Genomic DNA, 14,310 nt, shown 5'->3' on the forward strand with positions numbered 1-14,310 from the left:
CATGCAGTATCTTCGTTCCGCCCTCTATTTCCTGATCTTCTATCCCGCGACGGTGCTCTACTGCATCGCCAGCCTGATCGTGGCCGCGTTCAGCGAGCGGGCGCTGCAGACGGTGGTGCGCGGCTGGGCGAATTTCCACCACAACCTCGTCCATGATCTGCTCGGCATTCGCTGGGAGATCGAGGGCGAGGTCCCGCCCGGGCCGCTGCTCATCGCCATCAAGCACCAGGCGATGGTGGAGACGATCGAGTCGCTGCGGCTCGCCGACACGCCCGTGGTGGTGATGAAGCGCCAATATGTCGACACCCCGCTGCTCGGCTGGGTGATGAAGGCGTTCGGGGTCATCGGGGTCGACCGCGAGGCGGGGGCGAGTGCGCTGCGGGAGATGATGGCGCTCGGCAGGAAGGCCAAGGCCGACGGACGCCCCGTGGTGATCTTCCCCGAGGGAACGCGGGTCACGCCCGGCACCACCCCGCCGCTGCGCTCGGGCTTCGCGGGCCTATACCGAGCGCTGGGCATGCCGGTGGTGCCGGTGGCGCTGGACAGCGGTCGGCTGTGGACCAAGGGCCTGCTCAAGCGGCCCGGGACCATCCACATTCGCATCGGCGAGACCATTCCCGCCGGTCTCAAGCGCGACGAGATCGAGGCCCGCGTCCACGCCGCGCTGAACGCCTTCGAGCTAGCCGCGCAGGCGGGCGCCGAGCTTCCCGGCCGCTGACACGATCCGGGCGCTCACCGCCGCGATCTCTTCCTCGGTCAGCGTCTTGTCGGTCGGCTGCAGGACCACTTCCACCGCGAGGCTCAGCTCACCGCCGTCCGGCTGGTAGCGGTCGAATACACGGGCACTGGCGATCAGCGCCTTGCCGGCGCCGCGGATCGCCCGCACCAGGGCGTCGGCGGTCACGCCCCCGGGAACCAGGAACGCGAAGTCGCGGGTCACCGCCTGCAGGGCTGGCGGCGTGAAGGCCGGGCGGGTCCGGCTGCTGCTGCGCGCCGCCGGAATGGCATCGAGGTAGAGCTCAGCCGCCTGCGTGGCGGCCGGCACGTCGAACTGGCGGGCCAGCGCCGGATGCAGCTCACCAAAGGCGGCGATCACCGTCTTCGGGCCTAGCCGCAGCGTTGCCGAGCGGCCGGGATGCCAGGTCGGTCCGGCGTCGGGGAAGACCATCAGGTTGGCGACCGGCGCGCCCGCCGCCTCCAGCAGGGCCAGCACTTCGGCCTTGGCATCGAACGGGCCAAATGGCGCCGCCTTGCCGCCCTGCCAGCCGCGCGGGCTCGCGTCGCCAGCAAGGAGGAGGCCAAGCGTGGGCTTCTCGCCGTCTTCGCGATAGCGCCGGCCGACTTCGAACAGCCGGACGCTGGCGGCGCCGCGATCGAGGTTGCGCTTGGCCGCGGCGATGAGCCCCGGCAGCAGGGAGGGGCGCATCACCTTCAGCTCTTCGCTGATCGGATTCGCGACGACCCACGGTTCGATCCCGTCGGTGAAGGGCGCGGCTTCGGCCTCACCGATGAAGCTCCACGTTACCGCCTCGTCGAGCCCGCGCGCGGCGGCGGCCCGTCGAACCCGCCGCTCGAGCCGCTGGGCCGCCGTCGCGGTGGGCAGGGCAACGCCTTCGCGCCGCGGCAGGGCGGTGGCGGGAATCTTGTCGAAGCCGTTGATGCGGGCGACTTCCTCGACCAGATCGGCCTCGCCGTCCACGTCGGGGCGCCAGCCGGGCGGGATTACGCCGCTACCGGTGACCTTGAATCCAAGCCGTTCGAGGATCGCGTGTTGCTCCCTGGCCGGGAGGTCCACGCCGGCCAGCCCGGCCGTGCGCTCCGGACGAAAATTGACGGTGCGGGGCGCGGTGATCGTGTTCCAGTCGCCGGCGGTGGCCAGCGTCACGTCGGACGCCTCGCCGCCGCACAGCTCGAGGATCACCGCGGTCGCGGCGTCGGTCATCTCGACGAGGTTGGTCGGGTCGACCCCGCGCTCGAACCGGGCGCGCGCGTCGGAGTTGAGCTGATGCCGGCGGCCGGTCTGCGCGATGCTGACCGGATCGAACCAGGCGCATTCCAGCAGGACGTTGGTGGTGCCTTCGCTCACACCGGTTAACTCGCCGCCCATCACGCCGCCGAGGCCGAGCACCGCCGCCTCGTCGGCGATCACGCAATCCTCCGCTGTGACCGCATATTCCTTGTCGTTGAGCGCCGTGAAGCGCTCGCCCTCACGGCCACGCCGCGCGACGATGCCGCCCTGCAGCTTGGCCGCGTCATAGACGTGCAGGGGGCGGGCGCGGTCGAGTGAGAAGAAGTTGGTCACGTCGACCAGCGCGGAGATCGGACGGAGGCCGACGGCGGTCAGGCGCTTGCGCAGCCACTCGGGGGAAGGCCCATTGCGGACGCCGCGGATCAGCCGGCCGGCGAACGCGTGGCAGCCGCTGCAGTCCTCCACGTGGATGGCAATCGGGTTGGCGCCGCTGACAGCGATCGCCGATACAGGCAGGTCCTTGAGCGTGCCGAGCCCGACCGCCGCCAGGTCGCGGGCAATGCCGCGGACGCCCAGGCAGTCCGGCCGGTTGGGAGTCAGCGCGACGTCGAACAGCGGGTCGTCCAGCCCGGCATAGGCCGCAAAGGCCGCGCCGACCGGTGCGTCGGCCGGAAGCTCGATAATGCCGTCATGCTCGTCGCCGATCTGCAACTCGCGGACCGAGCACATCATGCCGCGGCTCTCGACCCCGCGGATCGCCGCCACCTTGAGGGTGATGTCGCTGCCGGGGACATAGGCGCCGGGCGGGCCGAACACGCCTTTCATGCCGGCACGGGCATTGGGCGCGCCGCACACGACCTGCATGGGGCCGTTGCCGGCATCGACGCTCAGTACCTGCAGCTTGTCAGCCTGGGGGTGACGCTCGGCGGTCAGGACTTCCGCCACCCGGAACGGCGCGAGCTTCTCGGCCGGGTTGGTGACCTCCTCGACCTCAAGACCGATGCGGGTCAGGGTTTCGGCGATCTCATCGACCGAGGCGTCGGTCTCGAGGTGGTCGCGCAGCCACGACAGGGTGAACTTCATGCGCCCACTCCCTGCGCCAGGGTGGGCACGGCGAGCGCGCTGAAACCGTAATGCTTGAGCCAGCGGATATCGCCGTCAAAGAAGGCGCGCAGGTCGTCCATGCCATATTTGAGCATGGCCAAACGGTCGACACCGGTGCCGAAGGCGAAGCCCTGCCATTCGTCGGGGTCGAGGCCCGCGGCCGCGATCACCCGCGGGTGGACCATGCCGCTGCCCAGCACCTCCATCCAGCCTTCCGAACCACCCACGACGCGGCGGCCCTTTTCATGGCTGTAGCCGACGTCGACCTCGGCCGATGGCTCGGTGAAGGGGAAGTAGCTCGGCCGCATGCGCAGTACGATGTCGTCCCGCTCGAAGAAGGCCTTGAGGAAAGTCTCCAGCGTCCACTTGAGGTGACCCATGTGGATCGCGCGGTCGATGACGATGCCCTCGATCTGGTGGAACATGGGCGTGTGCGTGGCGTCGCTGTCGGACCGGTAGACCCGCCCCGGCGCGATCACCCGGAGCGGGGCGCCATGCTTCTCCATCGCCCGGATCTGCACCGGAGAGGTGTGGGTGCGCAGAACGCGCGCGGGCTCGTCGCCGCGCGGCTCGCAATAGAAGGTGTCGTGCATCGCCCGGGCGGGGTGATGCTCCGGCATGTTGAGGGCGGTGAAGTTGTACCAGTCGCTCTCGATTTCTGGCCCCTCGGCGACCGCGAAGCCGAGGTCGGCGAAGATCTCGGCCAGTTCCTCCATCACCTGGCTGACCGGATGGACGGTGCCCACCGGCCGCTCCGGCGCGGGGAGGGACAGGTCGACGCGCTCGGTCGCCAGCTTCCGGCTGAGCTCTTCAGCTTCGAGCGCTTCCCTGCGCGCGGCGATGGCGTCGGCGACGGCGCCGCGCATGCCCTGGATCTCAGGCCCGCGGGTCTGGCGCTCCTCGGGGCTGAGGCTGCCCAGCGTCTTCAGGAGGGCCGTCACCCAGCCGCTCTTGCCAAGCGCGCTCACCCGCTCGGAATCGAGCGCCTGCAGGTTCGACGCGGCGGCAATCCGCGCCAATGTGTTGTCGAGATCAGTCATCTTGGCCGGGCTGTAGCGTCGGTGTCCGCCGACGTCACGCACCCACGAAGGGGAAGGGCGACACGGTCTTGCGGAATTCGTGCACGGCCAGCGTCCGACCGGCTGGCGGAGTGGCGCGGTACGCGCAGTCCATGCGGGGGCAGATGCCGCAGGAGGGTCCCACCGGAGTGACCGGCGCACGCTCCAGGTCGATGCCCTCGGCGCAGTGCAGCCGGTGCGCATGCTCGATGTCGCAGCCCAGCCCTATTGCCAGCAGTCCGCCGGACAATTCGGTCTTGATCGGCCGCTCGATGGTCCGAGCCACGGTGAAATAACGATGCCCGTCGGGAGTCTCGATCAGCTGGGTCACGACCTGTCCCGCCGCTTGGAAGGCCGCGTGCAGGTTCCAGCGGGGGCAGGTGCCGCCGAAGCGCGAGAATGGGAATTTCTCGCCGGCGTAGCGCTTGGACACATTCCCGGCCGGGTCGATCCGCAGCATGAAGAAGGGCACCCCGCGTGCGCCCTGCCGATTCATGGTGGTCAGGCGGTGGGCGACCTGCTCGACATTGGCGCCGAACTCCGCGCACAGCCGGTCGATCGAATAACGGTACCGCTCCGCTGCCGTCAGGAACTTGCCGTAGGGCATCATGATCGCCCCGGCCGCGTAATTGGCGAGGCTGACGTGGAGCAGGTGGCGGGTCCCGGCGTCCGGTGGCCGCGCCGCTTCGATCAGGCGGGCGATGATCGGGTGCAGCTCCAGCAGGCTCAGCTGGTAGGCGATGCCAAAGGTCTTGTTCTCGGGGCGAAGCAGCGACGAGAGCAACAGCAGCCGCCGTTGCGGATCGTAGACCTGGCTGGCGCCTTCCATTTCCTCGGGGCTGGCGACCCGCACGTCCACGCCATAGGCTTCCTTGAGGCGCCGGCGCAGCGGCTCGGCCACCGACAGCGGATCGCCCAGCGCGCCGCCCAGCGTCTCGGCGCCGTCTTCCAGGTCGGGAAAGTGATTGCGGCTCGACTGGATGAAGTCGCGAACCCAAGTCTCGGGCGTGATGTAGCTGCGCTCGTCACCTTCGGTGTCCGCGCCCACCGGGTGGCGCTGAAGCTCGCGGAAAGCGGTGTAGAGCCGGGTCACCGCTTCGGCCAGGGCGGGCGCATTGTCGGCCGTCTCTAGGATTTCCTGCCGGCTGACGCCCAGATCCTGAAACATGCCGTCGGTGAAGACCTCCGCCAGCTGGTCGGCGCCGCCATGCTCGCCGCCCTCGCTGGCAAAGGCGCGGATGTCGATGTCGTAGGCGTCGGCCAGCTTGAGCAGGATGCCCGCCGTCACGGGGCGCTGGTTGCGCTCGAGATGGTTCAGATAGCTTGGGCTGATCCCAAGCTCGGCCGCCATCGCCCCCTGCTGGAGGCCGCGCTCGCGCCGCAGCCGTTTGAGGCGGGCGCCAAGGAAGAGCTTGCGCTGAACCATGCTGAGAAGCTGTCAACTTTTTACAACGAGCACAAGTCTAATGTTGGCAGCTTAGCACTTCTCAACGGCAACTTGTCCGCCAACCTGCGTTCCAATGTCCCTGTAACCAGTTCCTTCAGGGGTGATTCGCATGGCCGATTTCAGTGAAGTTGTTTCCGCTCCGCCCGGCCGTTTCGACGGAATCGAGCGGCCCTACAGTGCGGAGGACGTGAAGCGGCTGCGTGGCTCGGTGCCGATCGACCACACGCTCGCCCGGCGCGGCGCGCTCAAGCTGTGGGAACTGCTCAACGGCCAGGAAGAGCCAGTTCGGGCGCTGGGCGCCGTCACCGGCAATCAGGCGATGCAGATGGTCCGCGCGGGGCTTCAGGCCATCTACCTGTCCGGCTGGCAGGTCGCCGCCGACGCCAACACCGCCGGGGCCATGTACCCCGACCAGTCGCTCTATCCCGCCAATGCCGGTCCGGAGTTGGCCAAGCGGATCAACCGCACGCTCCAGCGCGCCGACCAGATCGAGCATCTGGAGGGCGGTGCCAAGCGCGACTGGTTCGTGCCGATCGTCGCCGATGCCGAGGCCGGCTTCGGCGGACCGCTGAACTGCTTCGAGATCATGAAAGCCTATATCGAGGCGGGCGCCGCCGGCGTTCACTTCGAGGACCAGCTCGCGTCCGAGAAGAAATGCGGCCACCTCGGCGGCAAGGTGCTGATCCCGACCCAGGCGGCAATCCGCAACCTCGATGCGGCGCGGCTCGCCGCCGACATCTGCGGGGTGCCGACCGTGCTCGTCGCGCGCACCGACGCGGAAAGCGCCAAGCTCATCACCAGCGACGTCGACGAGCGCGACCGCCAGTTCATCACCGGTGAGCGGACGCCGGAGGGCTTCTATCGCCTGCGCGAAGGCAGCGGCCTCGACCATTGCATCGCCCGCGGACTCGCCTTCGCCGCCCACGCCGACCTGCTGTGGTGGGAAACAAGCCACCCGGACCTGGAGGACGCCCGCAAGTTCGCGGAAGCCGTGCACAGGGAGCATCCGGGCAAGCTGCTCGCCTACAACTGCAGCCCGTCGTTCAACTGGGCGGCGAAGCTCGACGCCGATACCATCGCCAAGTTCCAGCGCGAGCTGGGTGCGATGGGCTACAAGTATCAGTTCGTCACGCTGGCCGGCTTCCATGCCTTGAACCACGGCATGTTCGAGCTGTCGTCGAATTACCGCGACCACGGCATGGCGGCCTATTCCGAGCTCCAGCAGGCCGAGTTTGCGTCCGAAAAGGACGGTTACACCGCGACGCGTCACCAGCGCGAGGTCGGCACCGGCTATTTCGACGCGATCGCCACCGCGGTCAGTGCCGGCCAGGCCTCGACCACCGCACTCAAGGAATCCACCGAAGCCGCGCAGTTCGTTGCGGCCGAATAACCCGCCAGCCAAGGAGTACAGGATCATGGCACAGCGTTACTGGGTGATCGGGGGGGAATATCAGGATTGTGATTTCCAGGCGCTCCAGCCCGGCACCGAAAGGGTCAGCGGGCCCTTTGCCAACGAGCTGAAGGCGCGCATGGAATGGCAGCGCCTGACGTTCCGGGACCGCTGTGCGGCGACCGAGCGTTACGCCATCTGTGTCGAACCGGAGCTGAAGCTGCAGTGAGTGATGTCCTTGAGCGGCCCCGGGTCGCGGTTGAACCGTCCAATGTCCCCGGGGCCGAGGAGATCCTCACCGCCGACGCACTGGAGTTCCTGACCGAGCTGCACGAGCGGTTCGACGGGCGGCGGCGTTCGCTGCTGGCCGCGCGCGGCGACCGCCAGGCGCGGTTCCGGGACGGCGCGCTTCCGGACTTTCCAGAGGCGACGGCCGACATTCGGGCGGGTGAGTGGCGGGTCGGCGAGATTCCGGCCGACCTCCAGGACCGCCGGGTGGAGATCACCGGGCCGACCAACGCCAAGATGGTCATCAACGCGCTCAACAGCGGCGCGAAAGTGTTCATGGCGGACTTTGAGGACGCCACGGCGCCGACCTGGGACGAACTGCTTCGGGGGCAGATCAACCTGCGCGCCCGCTGGCAGGGGCGGCTCGGGTTCACCGACGAGGGCACCGGCAAGCAGTATCGCCTGAACGACGAGGTTGCCGTGCTCAAGGTGCGGCCACGCGGCTGGCACCTCGATGAGCGGCACCTGACCATCGACGACCAGCCGATCAGTGGCGGGCTGTTCGATTTCGGGCTCTATTTCTGGCACAACGCGCGCGCCGCTCTTGCTGCCGGCTCCGGCCCATATTTCTACCTGCCCAAGCTCGAGAGCCGGTTCGAGGCCGAGCTGTGGAGCGAGGTGTTCGCCATCGCCGAGGCCAAGCTGCGCCTGCCCCGCGGGACGATCAAGGTGACCGTGCTGATCGAGACGATCACCGCCGCCTTCGAGATGGACGAGATCCTGTTCGCGCTGCGCGAGAATATCGTCGGCCTCAACTGTGGCCGGTGGGATTACATCTTTTCGACCATCAAGCGGCTGGGCGACCGGCCGGACCGGCTGACGCCCGATCGCTCGGCGATGACGATGGATAAGGCGTTCCTCGCGGCCTACTCGCTGCGCCTGATCGACACCTGCCACCGGCGGGGTGCCTTCGCGATGGGCGGCATGTCGGCATTCATCCCGGTCAAGGGCGATGAGGCGGCCAACCGCCAAGCGATGGACAAGGTTCGCGCCGACAAGGAGCGAGAGGTGGGCAACGGCCATGACGGCACCTGGGTCGCCCACCCGGCGCTGGTCCCGGTCGCGCTGGAGGCCTTCGCCCGGATGACGGGCCCCAATCAGCTGGGCGTGCGGCCGCGCCATGTGCCCGGGCGCGAGGAGATGCTGGAGCTGCATACCGGACCCCGGACGGAAGCCGGTGCGCGCGAGAACATCCGGGTCGGCATCCAGTACATGGCGGCTTGGCTGTCCGGCCGGGGCGCGGTGCCGCTTTACAATCTGATGGAAGACGCCGCGACGGCGGAAATCTGCCGGACCCAGCTGTGGCAGTGGTTGAAGTACACGGCTCCGCTCGACGATGGCCGCGCCTTCGACCGGCCGTTGTTCGAGCAATTGTTCGAGGACGAGCTTGCCGCCATAACTGACCAGCCGCACCTCGACGAGGCGGCCGGCCTGTTCCGCGCCATGGTGCTCGACCCCGACTGTGAGGAGTTCCTGACCCTCCCCGCTTATGATTTGCTCGACTAGAGAGTGAAGGCGGTGGCTTCGTGCGCGGCGATCACCGCCCGCACGACGTCGTTCATCAGGTTCATGCGGACGATCAGCGGGGTCGACGTGCGCTTGATCATCACCGCCACCGCATAGCTTCGGCCGTCCGGGGCGGTCAGCACGCCGATGTCGTTGTAGCCGGCCTGGACGCCGCCAAGCTCCTGCCCCGTCCCGGTCTTGTGGGCCAGGGTCCAGCCCGGCTTGAGCCCGCCGCGCAGCCGGTTCTTGCCGGTGGCGGTATTGCTCATGATGGTCAGCAGCCGCGCGGTCGAGGCCGGCTGCAGCAGTTCCCCCCGCTTCAGCCGCGCCAGCGTGTTCACCAGCGATGATGGCGCCGCGCCGTCATAGGGATCGTCGATGTATCGCTCGAACAAGCGCTGGCGAAGGGCGAGCGGAAGGGCGTCGCGCGCCTTGTAGAAGGCGTCGCCGATCGAATAATTGTTGCTCCACGTCAGGCCCGCGATGCGCGACTGAAGCGCCCGCTCACCATTGTAGAAGCGGATGTTGCCGAGTTGGCGGCCGGCGATGAAGCCGCGCACGGCGTCCGGCCCGCCCGCCAGCCGCATCAGCTTGTCGTTGGCGGTATTGTCGCTCTGCGTCATCGCCTGGATCAGCAGCGCCTGCACCGTGGTGGTGTAGGTGCCGCCGCCGCTCAGGATCTTGTCGGCGATCGGTTGGTGGAACAGCGTCAGGTCGCTGCGGGTGAGGGTGACCGGCCCATCCAGGCTGAGCTGGCCGCGATCGACCCGGTCCATCACCGTCAGCGCCACCATGAACTTGCTGACGCTTTGCTGGGGATAGAGTTCGTCCGCCTTCCAGCCGGTGCGCCAGCCCCGATCGACCGACTGGACGGCGATACCCACGCGCCCGTTGAAGCTACGGCCAAGCTCGGCAATGCGCCCGGACAGCGCAGCCGGAGCCGCTGGAACGGCCGAGCGCGCAGGCTGGGCGACCGCCGCGCAGCTGGCCGGAGCCAGGGCCAGCAGTGCCGCCGATATGCGGATGATCAAGGACGTCATGACGCCGAACCCCTCTTCGCCCGGCTGAGACTCGCAAATCGGCCGCGCCGGAGCAAGTCGCTCTAGCGGCTGAGCAGGGCCGCGCTCTCGATCTCGTCAAGCGCACGGTGGGCCGCGATGTAGCGGCGGGCCTGGTCGACCCACGGCCCGGCGCCGCCGATGCCCGGCAGCCGCCTCGCCTCGGCCAGGGCCTGGTCGACCTGCCCGGCTTCGAGTCGTGCAAGCGCCCGTGCATAGGTGGCCGAAGGCCTTGCGCTCGGCCGGTCCGCGCGGTGGATGGAAATGAGCGAGCCGAGCTGCTGGCGTGTCGCTTCCCAGAAGCCGACCTCACCGCCGCCCTGGAGCTGCGGGCCCAGCGCTTCGAACTGGGTCTGAAGCTGGTCGAGCCTCACCGGATTGCGGCCGGCGGTGATGACGGTCGCGACCGCCTGGCGATTGCTCGCACCGAAGCGCTCGCTCAGCAGCGCCTCGAGATAGCCGAGCGGCACGCCGCGATCGATCGCACGGCGGGCGGCGAAGCTCACCAGCAGCCCGTCGGCCCGGCCGGCCGAACCGGCCACCTGCTGGGTGGTATTTTCCAGCCGGGCGATGCGCGCTTCGAGCACCGCCACCTCCGCGGGATTGGCGGTGGACGCCGGCGGAGCAGACACGGACGTGGCGGCTGGCTGCACGGGTCGGGCCAGAGCGGCCTGCGGAGCGGCTGTGGTCGCCACGGTGGCCGCCGGCGTTACGCCGAAGAAGCGGGCGGCGCCTTCCCACCGCGACAGGCCCCAGATCGCCGCCGCAGCGCCAAGCGCCAGCAGAATGAGGATCATCAGCAGCCATGCGGCAACGCCGGGACCGCGACGAGGAGCGATGCTGGTCATTTCGGCGGCGATTGTTGGCACAGCCGCGCTGCGAGGGAAAGCAGCGCGGCGTCCGTCGGCTCCGGTGCGGCGCTGATGCTCGCCCAGCCGGAGCCGCAAGCCGCTGCTGCCGCGGGGCTGATCGCGACGACGTGGAAGCGGGAACGCTCCTTCAGGACCTCGCCGAGATGCCGCCCGGCCGCAGGCGAGTGGACGAGCAGCACGGCAGGGGCGAGCGCGGCGAGGTCTGGTGCGGGTTCGACGGGGACGGAGCGATAGACCGGAACCACCGTCACCTGCTGTCTCGGCTCGGCTTCGGTCCGCTCGAGTCCACTCAGGTGAAGAAGCCGCAAGTTCGCCGGCAACTCCGCCAGCAACGCCGCGACGCCCGCGCTTCCGGTCGCCGCGACCGTCAGGCCTGCCGCCCGCGCCGCGTCCGCTGTGGCCTCCCCCACCGCATAGGCCGGCAGCGCGGCAAGCGCCGCCAACTGGCACCCCGCCTGGCGGACGGCATTGGCGCTGGTCACGAGCACACCATCGAACTCCGTGAGATCGGGCGCGGTCCAGTTCAGCGGCTCGACCCGAAACATGGGCCGGGCGAAGGCCTCCAGCCCGGCGGCTTCGGCTCGGCCCACGGTCGCGGAGGCACCCGGTTCCGGCCGCAGCACGACCAGCCGCATCAGGCGAACAGGGTTCGGATCGAAGGCGGTGCCCGCTCAAGCAGGTCGCGGGCCAGCGCTTCGGGCGCATCGCTATCGCTTACGGGATCGAACCGCACTTCCCCGCCCTCCTGTTCGGCGCCGTCCGTGCTCAGCAGTTCCGCGCGAAGCCAGATCAGCCCGTCCGCGCCGACCACGGCCAGCGCCGCCACCGGCGAGTGGCAGGAACCGCCGACCGCACGGGCAAAGGCGCGCTCCGCATGAACCGCGGCGCAGGTGGCGCCATGATTGATCGGCGCGAGCAGTTCCCGCACCCGCGCATCGTCGGTCCGGCACTCGATCCCGATCGCGGCCTGGGCCGGTGCCGGCAGCATCACGTCCGTCTCGACGGGGGAGCCCTCATCGATGCCCAGCCGGTCGAGCCCGGCTGCCGCCAGCAGCGTCGCGTCGCACTCCACCCCCAGCTTGCCCAGCCGGGTCGCCACATTGCCGCGCAGGGGAACGATCTGCAGGTCGGGCCGCCGCCGAAGCAACTGGGCGGCGCGGCGCGGCGAAGAGGTTCCCACCCGTGCGCCCTGAGCCAGTTCATCCAGCGACTCCGCCCCGATCAGCCGGTCGCGGACGTCGGCCCGCGGGAGCATGGCCGCGATGTGCAATGCCTCCGGCCGGTCGCTCTCCACATCCTTCATGGAGTGCACCGACAGGTCGGTCTCCCCGCCGAGGAGAAATTGGTCGAGTTCCTTGGTCCACAGATACTTGCCGCCGACCTCCGCCAGCGGCCGGTCCTGGATCCGGTCGCCACTGGTCTTCACCGTGCGCAGTTCGACGCTGTCGGCCGGCCAGCCATGCGCGGCTTCCAGCGCCGCCGCGACCATATGGGCCTGCGCCAGCGCCAGGGGAGAACCACGGGTACCAAGGACAAGGGGACGCTGCATGACCCGCCCCCTAGTGCATCCGACCGGCATGGGGCAAAGGGCTTCGCGACCCATGACCCTGATCCTTGGCCTTGAGTCTTCCTGCGACGACAGTGCGGCGGCACTCGTCACCGGCGACCGGCGCATCCTGGCGCAGGCGGTGGTCGGTCAGAACAGCGCGCACCAGCCTTATGGCGGCGTGGTGCCGGAGATCGCGGCGCGCGCGCATGTCGAGGTGCTGCCCGGCCTCATCGCGCAGGTACTGGCGGACGCCGGGGTCAGCCCGCATCAGCTTGACGCGGTGGCCGCAACCGCCGGGCCGGGACTGATCGGCGGGGTGATGGTGGGCCTGCTCGCCGGCAAGGGGCTGGCGTTGGCCGCTGGCAAGCCGCTGTTGGCCGTCAATCATCTCGAAGGCCATGCGCTGTCCCCCCGGCTGACCGACCCCGACCTGCGCTTTCCCTATCTGCTGCTGCTCGCCAGCGGCGGGCATTGCCAGCTCCTCGAGGTTCGCGGGGTCGGCGACTATCGCCGCCTTGCGACCACCATCGACGATGCGGCCGGTGAAGCGTTCGACAAGGCCGCCAAGCTGCTCGGCCTGCCCTACCCTGGCGGACCCGCGATCGAGGCGCTGGCCCGTGACGGCGACCCCACCGCCGTGCCGCTGCCCCGGCCGCTGGTCGGCTCACCCGAGCCGCATTTCTCCTTCGCTGGCCTCAAGAGCGCGGTTCAGCGGGCGGTTGCGGCCGGCACTCATGCGCCGGCGGACGTCGCCGCCAGTTTTCAGCAGGCGGTGGTGGACTGCCTGCTCGATCGTACCCGCCGCGCGCTCGCGGCGAGCGATGCACCCGCGCTGGTCGTGGCTGGCGGTGTTGCCGCGAACGGAGCCATCCGCGCGGCGCTCCAGCAACTCGCCGCCGAGCATGGCCGCGCCTTCTCCAGTCCGCCCGGCTGGCTCTGCACCGACAATGCGGCGATGATCGCCTGGGCCGGGGCGGAGCGTTTCGCGGCCGGCCTGGTGGATCCACTCGACGCACCGGCGCGCGCTCGCTGGCCGCTCGATCCGGCCGCCGAGGCGGTACGCGGCGCAGGAGTGAAGGCATGAAGGTCGGAGTGATCGGCGGCGGCGCGTGGGGGACCGCCTTGGCGCAGGTCGCAGCAGCGCAGGGTGAGCCGGTGCTGTTGTGGGCGCGCGAGGCCGAGGTCGTGACTTCGGTCAATTCCGACCACGAGAACAAGCTCTTCCTTCCGGGCCTGCGCCTTGCCCAGAGCATTCGGGCGACGAGCGACATCGGTGCGCTCGGGGCTTGCGAGGCGTTGCTGGCGGTCACCCCGGCCCAGCACATGCGCTCCGTTCTTGCTGGGGCGCCCGCCATTCGCGGCCCACTCATCCTCTGCGCCAAGGGGATTGAGGAAGGCAGTGGTTCGCTCCTCCACAGCATTGCGCGTGAAGTGTGCCCTCATGCAGAGGTGATGGTGCTTTCGGGACCGACCTTCGCGCACGAGGTCGCGGCCGGGCTGCCCACCGCCTTGACCCTCGCCGCCACCGACCAGCCCTTGGCCGAGCAGGTGCGCGCTCGCCTCGCCCAGCCGGCCTTCCGCCTTTACCTCAGCGACGACGTCGCTGGCGCCGAAGTCGGCGGAGCGATCAAGAACGTCCTCGCGATCGCTTGCGGCGTGGTGGAGGGGCGCGGCCTTGGCCAGAACGCGCGCGCCGCGCTGATAGCACGGGGTTTTGCCGAAATGACCCGGTTCGGGCTGGCCGCAGGCGCCCGGCGCGAGACGCTGGCCGGGCTGTGCGGGCTTGGTGACCTCGTCCTCACCTGTTCCAGCACCAGCAGCCGCAATTATTCGCTCGGTGTCGGGCTGGGGCAAGGTCGCCCCGCCGCGGACCTGCTGACCGACCGACGAACGGTCGCCGAGGGCGCCTTCACCGCACCCGTGCTGCACCGCCTGGCGCAGGAACGCGGGATAGACATGCCGATCGTCGCGGCCGTTGCGACCCTGCTGGCCGGCCACGCGAGCGTCGATGCGGTGCTCGAAAGCCTGCTCAGTCGACCGCCCCGGGCCGAGGCGCAGTAGATGCCCGG

General features: G+C 69.4%; 13 protein-coding genes. 6 read left to right on the forward strand and 7 right to left on the reverse strand.

Going from position 1 to position 14,310, the window contains the following annotated elements:
* Position 1 precedes the first annotated feature (1 nt).
* Positions 2 to 718, forward strand: coding sequence for a lysophospholipid acyltransferase family protein (locus M8312_RS10560; protein ID WP_250117652.1), 717 nt, complete (start codon positions 2 to 4; stop codon positions 716 to 718).
* Here the strand turns inward: M8312_RS10560 and pheT are convergent.
* From pheT to M8312_RS10575, 3 genes are read right to left on the reverse strand one after another with little or no spacing between them, the layout of a single operon-like run.
* Entirely contained in the window at positions 680 to 3,052 is a 2,373-nt protein-coding gene (gene pheT / locus M8312_RS10565) for a phenylalanine--tRNA ligase subunit beta (RefSeq protein ID WP_250117653.1), read from the reverse strand. The genes M8312_RS10560 and pheT overlap by 39 nt on opposite strands.
* Entirely contained in the window at positions 3,049 to 4,113 is a 1,065-nt protein-coding gene (gene pheS, locus M8312_RS10570) for a phenylalanine--tRNA ligase subunit alpha (protein ID WP_250117654.1), read from the reverse strand. The genes pheT and pheS overlap by 4 nt, the downstream gene beginning before the upstream one ends.
* Before the next feature lie 34 nt (positions 4,114 to 4,147).
* A complete protein-coding gene (locus M8312_RS10575; protein WP_250117655.1) occupies positions 4,148 to 5,557 on the reverse strand; it encodes a helix-turn-helix domain-containing protein in 1,410 nt (469 codons plus the stop codon).
* 130 nt (positions 5,558 to 5,687) lie between these two features.
* Between M8312_RS10575 and aceA the strand changes: the two genes are divergently transcribed.
* Genes aceA through aceB form a run of 3 tightly spaced genes read left to right on the forward strand, consistent with a single transcriptional unit; the run spans position 5,688 to position 8,762 of the window.
* Positions 5,688 to 6,968, forward strand: coding sequence for an isocitrate lyase (gene aceA / locus M8312_RS10580; protein ID WP_250117656.1), 1,281 nt, complete (start codon positions 5,688 to 5,690; stop codon positions 6,966 to 6,968).
* Between the two features lie 25 nt (positions 6,969 to 6,993).
* On the forward strand, positions 6,994 to 7,197 hold the full coding sequence (locus tag M8312_RS10585) for a DUF4170 domain-containing protein (protein ID WP_250117657.1): 204 nt from the start codon (positions 6,994 to 6,996) through the stop codon (positions 7,195 to 7,197).
* Positions 7,194 to 8,762 (forward strand): malate synthase A, encoded by a 1,569-nt coding sequence (gene aceB / locus M8312_RS10590; protein WP_250117658.1) that lies wholly within the window; start codon positions 7,194 to 7,196, stop codon positions 8,760 to 8,762. The genes M8312_RS10585 and aceB overlap by 4 nt, the downstream gene beginning before the upstream one ends.
* On the opposite strand, the gene bla is transcribed toward aceB, so the two are convergent.
* The 4 genes from bla to hemC form a co-directional block, all read right to left on the reverse strand.
* Positions 8,759 to 9,802 (reverse strand): class A beta-lactamase, encoded by a 1,044-nt coding sequence (bla, locus tag M8312_RS10595; protein ID WP_250117659.1) that lies wholly within the window; start codon positions 9,800 to 9,802, stop codon positions 8,759 to 8,761. The two genes, aceB and bla, sit on opposite strands and share 4 nt — an antisense overlap.
* A 62-nt stretch (positions 9,803 to 9,864) precedes the next feature.
* The gene (locus M8312_RS10600) at positions 9,865 to 10,668 is read right to left on the reverse strand and encodes a hypothetical protein (protein WP_250117660.1); all 804 of its coding nucleotides are present in this window, start codon (positions 10,666 to 10,668) and stop codon (positions 9,865 to 9,867) included.
* Positions 10,665 to 11,327, reverse strand: a complete 663-nt coding sequence (locus tag M8312_RS10605; RefSeq protein ID WP_250117661.1) for a uroporphyrinogen-III synthase — start codon at positions 11,325 to 11,327, stop codon at positions 10,665 to 10,667. The genes M8312_RS10600 and M8312_RS10605 overlap by 4 nt, the downstream gene beginning before the upstream one ends.
* Positions 11,327 to 12,241 carry a hydroxymethylbilane synthase gene (gene hemC, locus M8312_RS10610; RefSeq protein WP_250117662.1) on the reverse strand — a complete coding sequence of 305 codons (915 nt, stop codon included), beginning with the start codon at positions 12,239 to 12,241 and terminating at the stop codon, positions 11,327 to 11,329. Before hemC ends, M8312_RS10605 begins: the two co-directional genes overlap by 1 nt.
* Positions 12,242 to 12,293: 52 nt before the next feature.
* Here hemC and tsaD point away from each other — a divergent pair, with 52 nt between their 5' ends.
* Complete coding sequence (tsaD, locus tag M8312_RS10615) at positions 12,294 to 13,325, forward strand: tRNA (adenosine(37)-N6)-threonylcarbamoyltransferase complex transferase subunit TsaD (protein WP_250119771.1); 1,032 nt, start codon at positions 12,294 to 12,296, stop codon at positions 13,323 to 13,325.
* The gene (locus tag M8312_RS10620) at positions 13,322 to 14,302 is read left to right on the forward strand and encodes an NAD(P)H-dependent glycerol-3-phosphate dehydrogenase (protein ID WP_250117663.1); all 981 of its coding nucleotides are present in this window, start codon (positions 13,322 to 13,324) and stop codon (positions 14,300 to 14,302) included. Before tsaD ends, M8312_RS10620 begins: the two co-directional genes overlap by 4 nt.
* Positions 14,303 to 14,310: the final 8 nt, after the last annotated feature.

Origin of the sequence: Sphingomonas sp. KRR8 (genome assembly GCF_023559245.1) — a bacterium.
GTDB lineage: Bacteria > Pseudomonadota > Alphaproteobacteria > Sphingomonadales > Sphingomonadaceae > Sphingomicrobium.

What these genes read in the sequence shown, in the direction of transcription:
- M8312_RS10560 (WP_250117652.1), top strand. Translation starts at nt 2, where the DNA reads ATGCAGTATCTTCGTTCCGCCCTCTATTTCCTGATCTTCTATCCCGCG.
- pheT (WP_250117653.1), bottom strand. Translation starts at nt 3,052, where the DNA reads ATGAAGTTCACCCTGTCGTGGCTGCGCGACCACCTCGAGACCGACGCC.
- pheS (WP_250117654.1), bottom strand. Translation starts at nt 4,113, where the DNA reads ATGACTGATCTCGACAACACATTGGCGCGGATTGCCGCCGCGTCGAAC.
- M8312_RS10575 (WP_250117655.1), bottom strand. Translation starts at nt 5,557, where the DNA reads ATGGTTCAGCGCAAGCTCTTCCTTGGCGCCCGCCTCAAACGGCTGCGG.
- aceA (WP_250117656.1), top strand. Translation starts at nt 5,688, where the DNA reads ATGGCCGATTTCAGTGAAGTTGTTTCCGCTCCGCCCGGCCGTTTCGAC.
- M8312_RS10585 (WP_250117657.1), top strand. Translation starts at nt 6,994, where the DNA reads ATGGCACAGCGTTACTGGGTGATCGGGGGGGAATATCAGGATTGTGAT.
- bla (WP_250117659.1), bottom strand. Translation starts at nt 9,802, where the DNA reads ATGACGTCCTTGATCATCCGCATATCGGCGGCACTGCTGGCCCTGGCT.
- M8312_RS10600 (WP_250117660.1), bottom strand. Translation starts at nt 10,668, where the DNA reads ATGACCAGCATCGCTCCTCGTCGCGGTCCCGGCGTTGCCGCATGGCTG.
- M8312_RS10605 (WP_250117661.1), bottom strand. Translation starts at nt 11,327, where the DNA reads ATGCGGCTGGTCGTGCTGCGGCCGGAACCGGGTGCCTCCGCGACCGTG.
- hemC (WP_250117662.1), bottom strand. Translation starts at nt 12,241, where the DNA reads ATGCAGCGTCCCCTTGTCCTTGGTACCCGTGGTTCTCCCCTGGCGCTG.
- tsaD (WP_250119771.1), top strand. Translation starts at nt 12,294, where the DNA reads ATGACCCTGATCCTTGGCCTTGAGTCTTCCTGCGACGACAGTGCGGCG.
- M8312_RS10620 (WP_250117663.1), top strand. Translation starts at nt 13,322, where the DNA reads ATGAAGGTCGGAGTGATCGGCGGCGGCGCGTGGGGGACCGCCTTGGCG.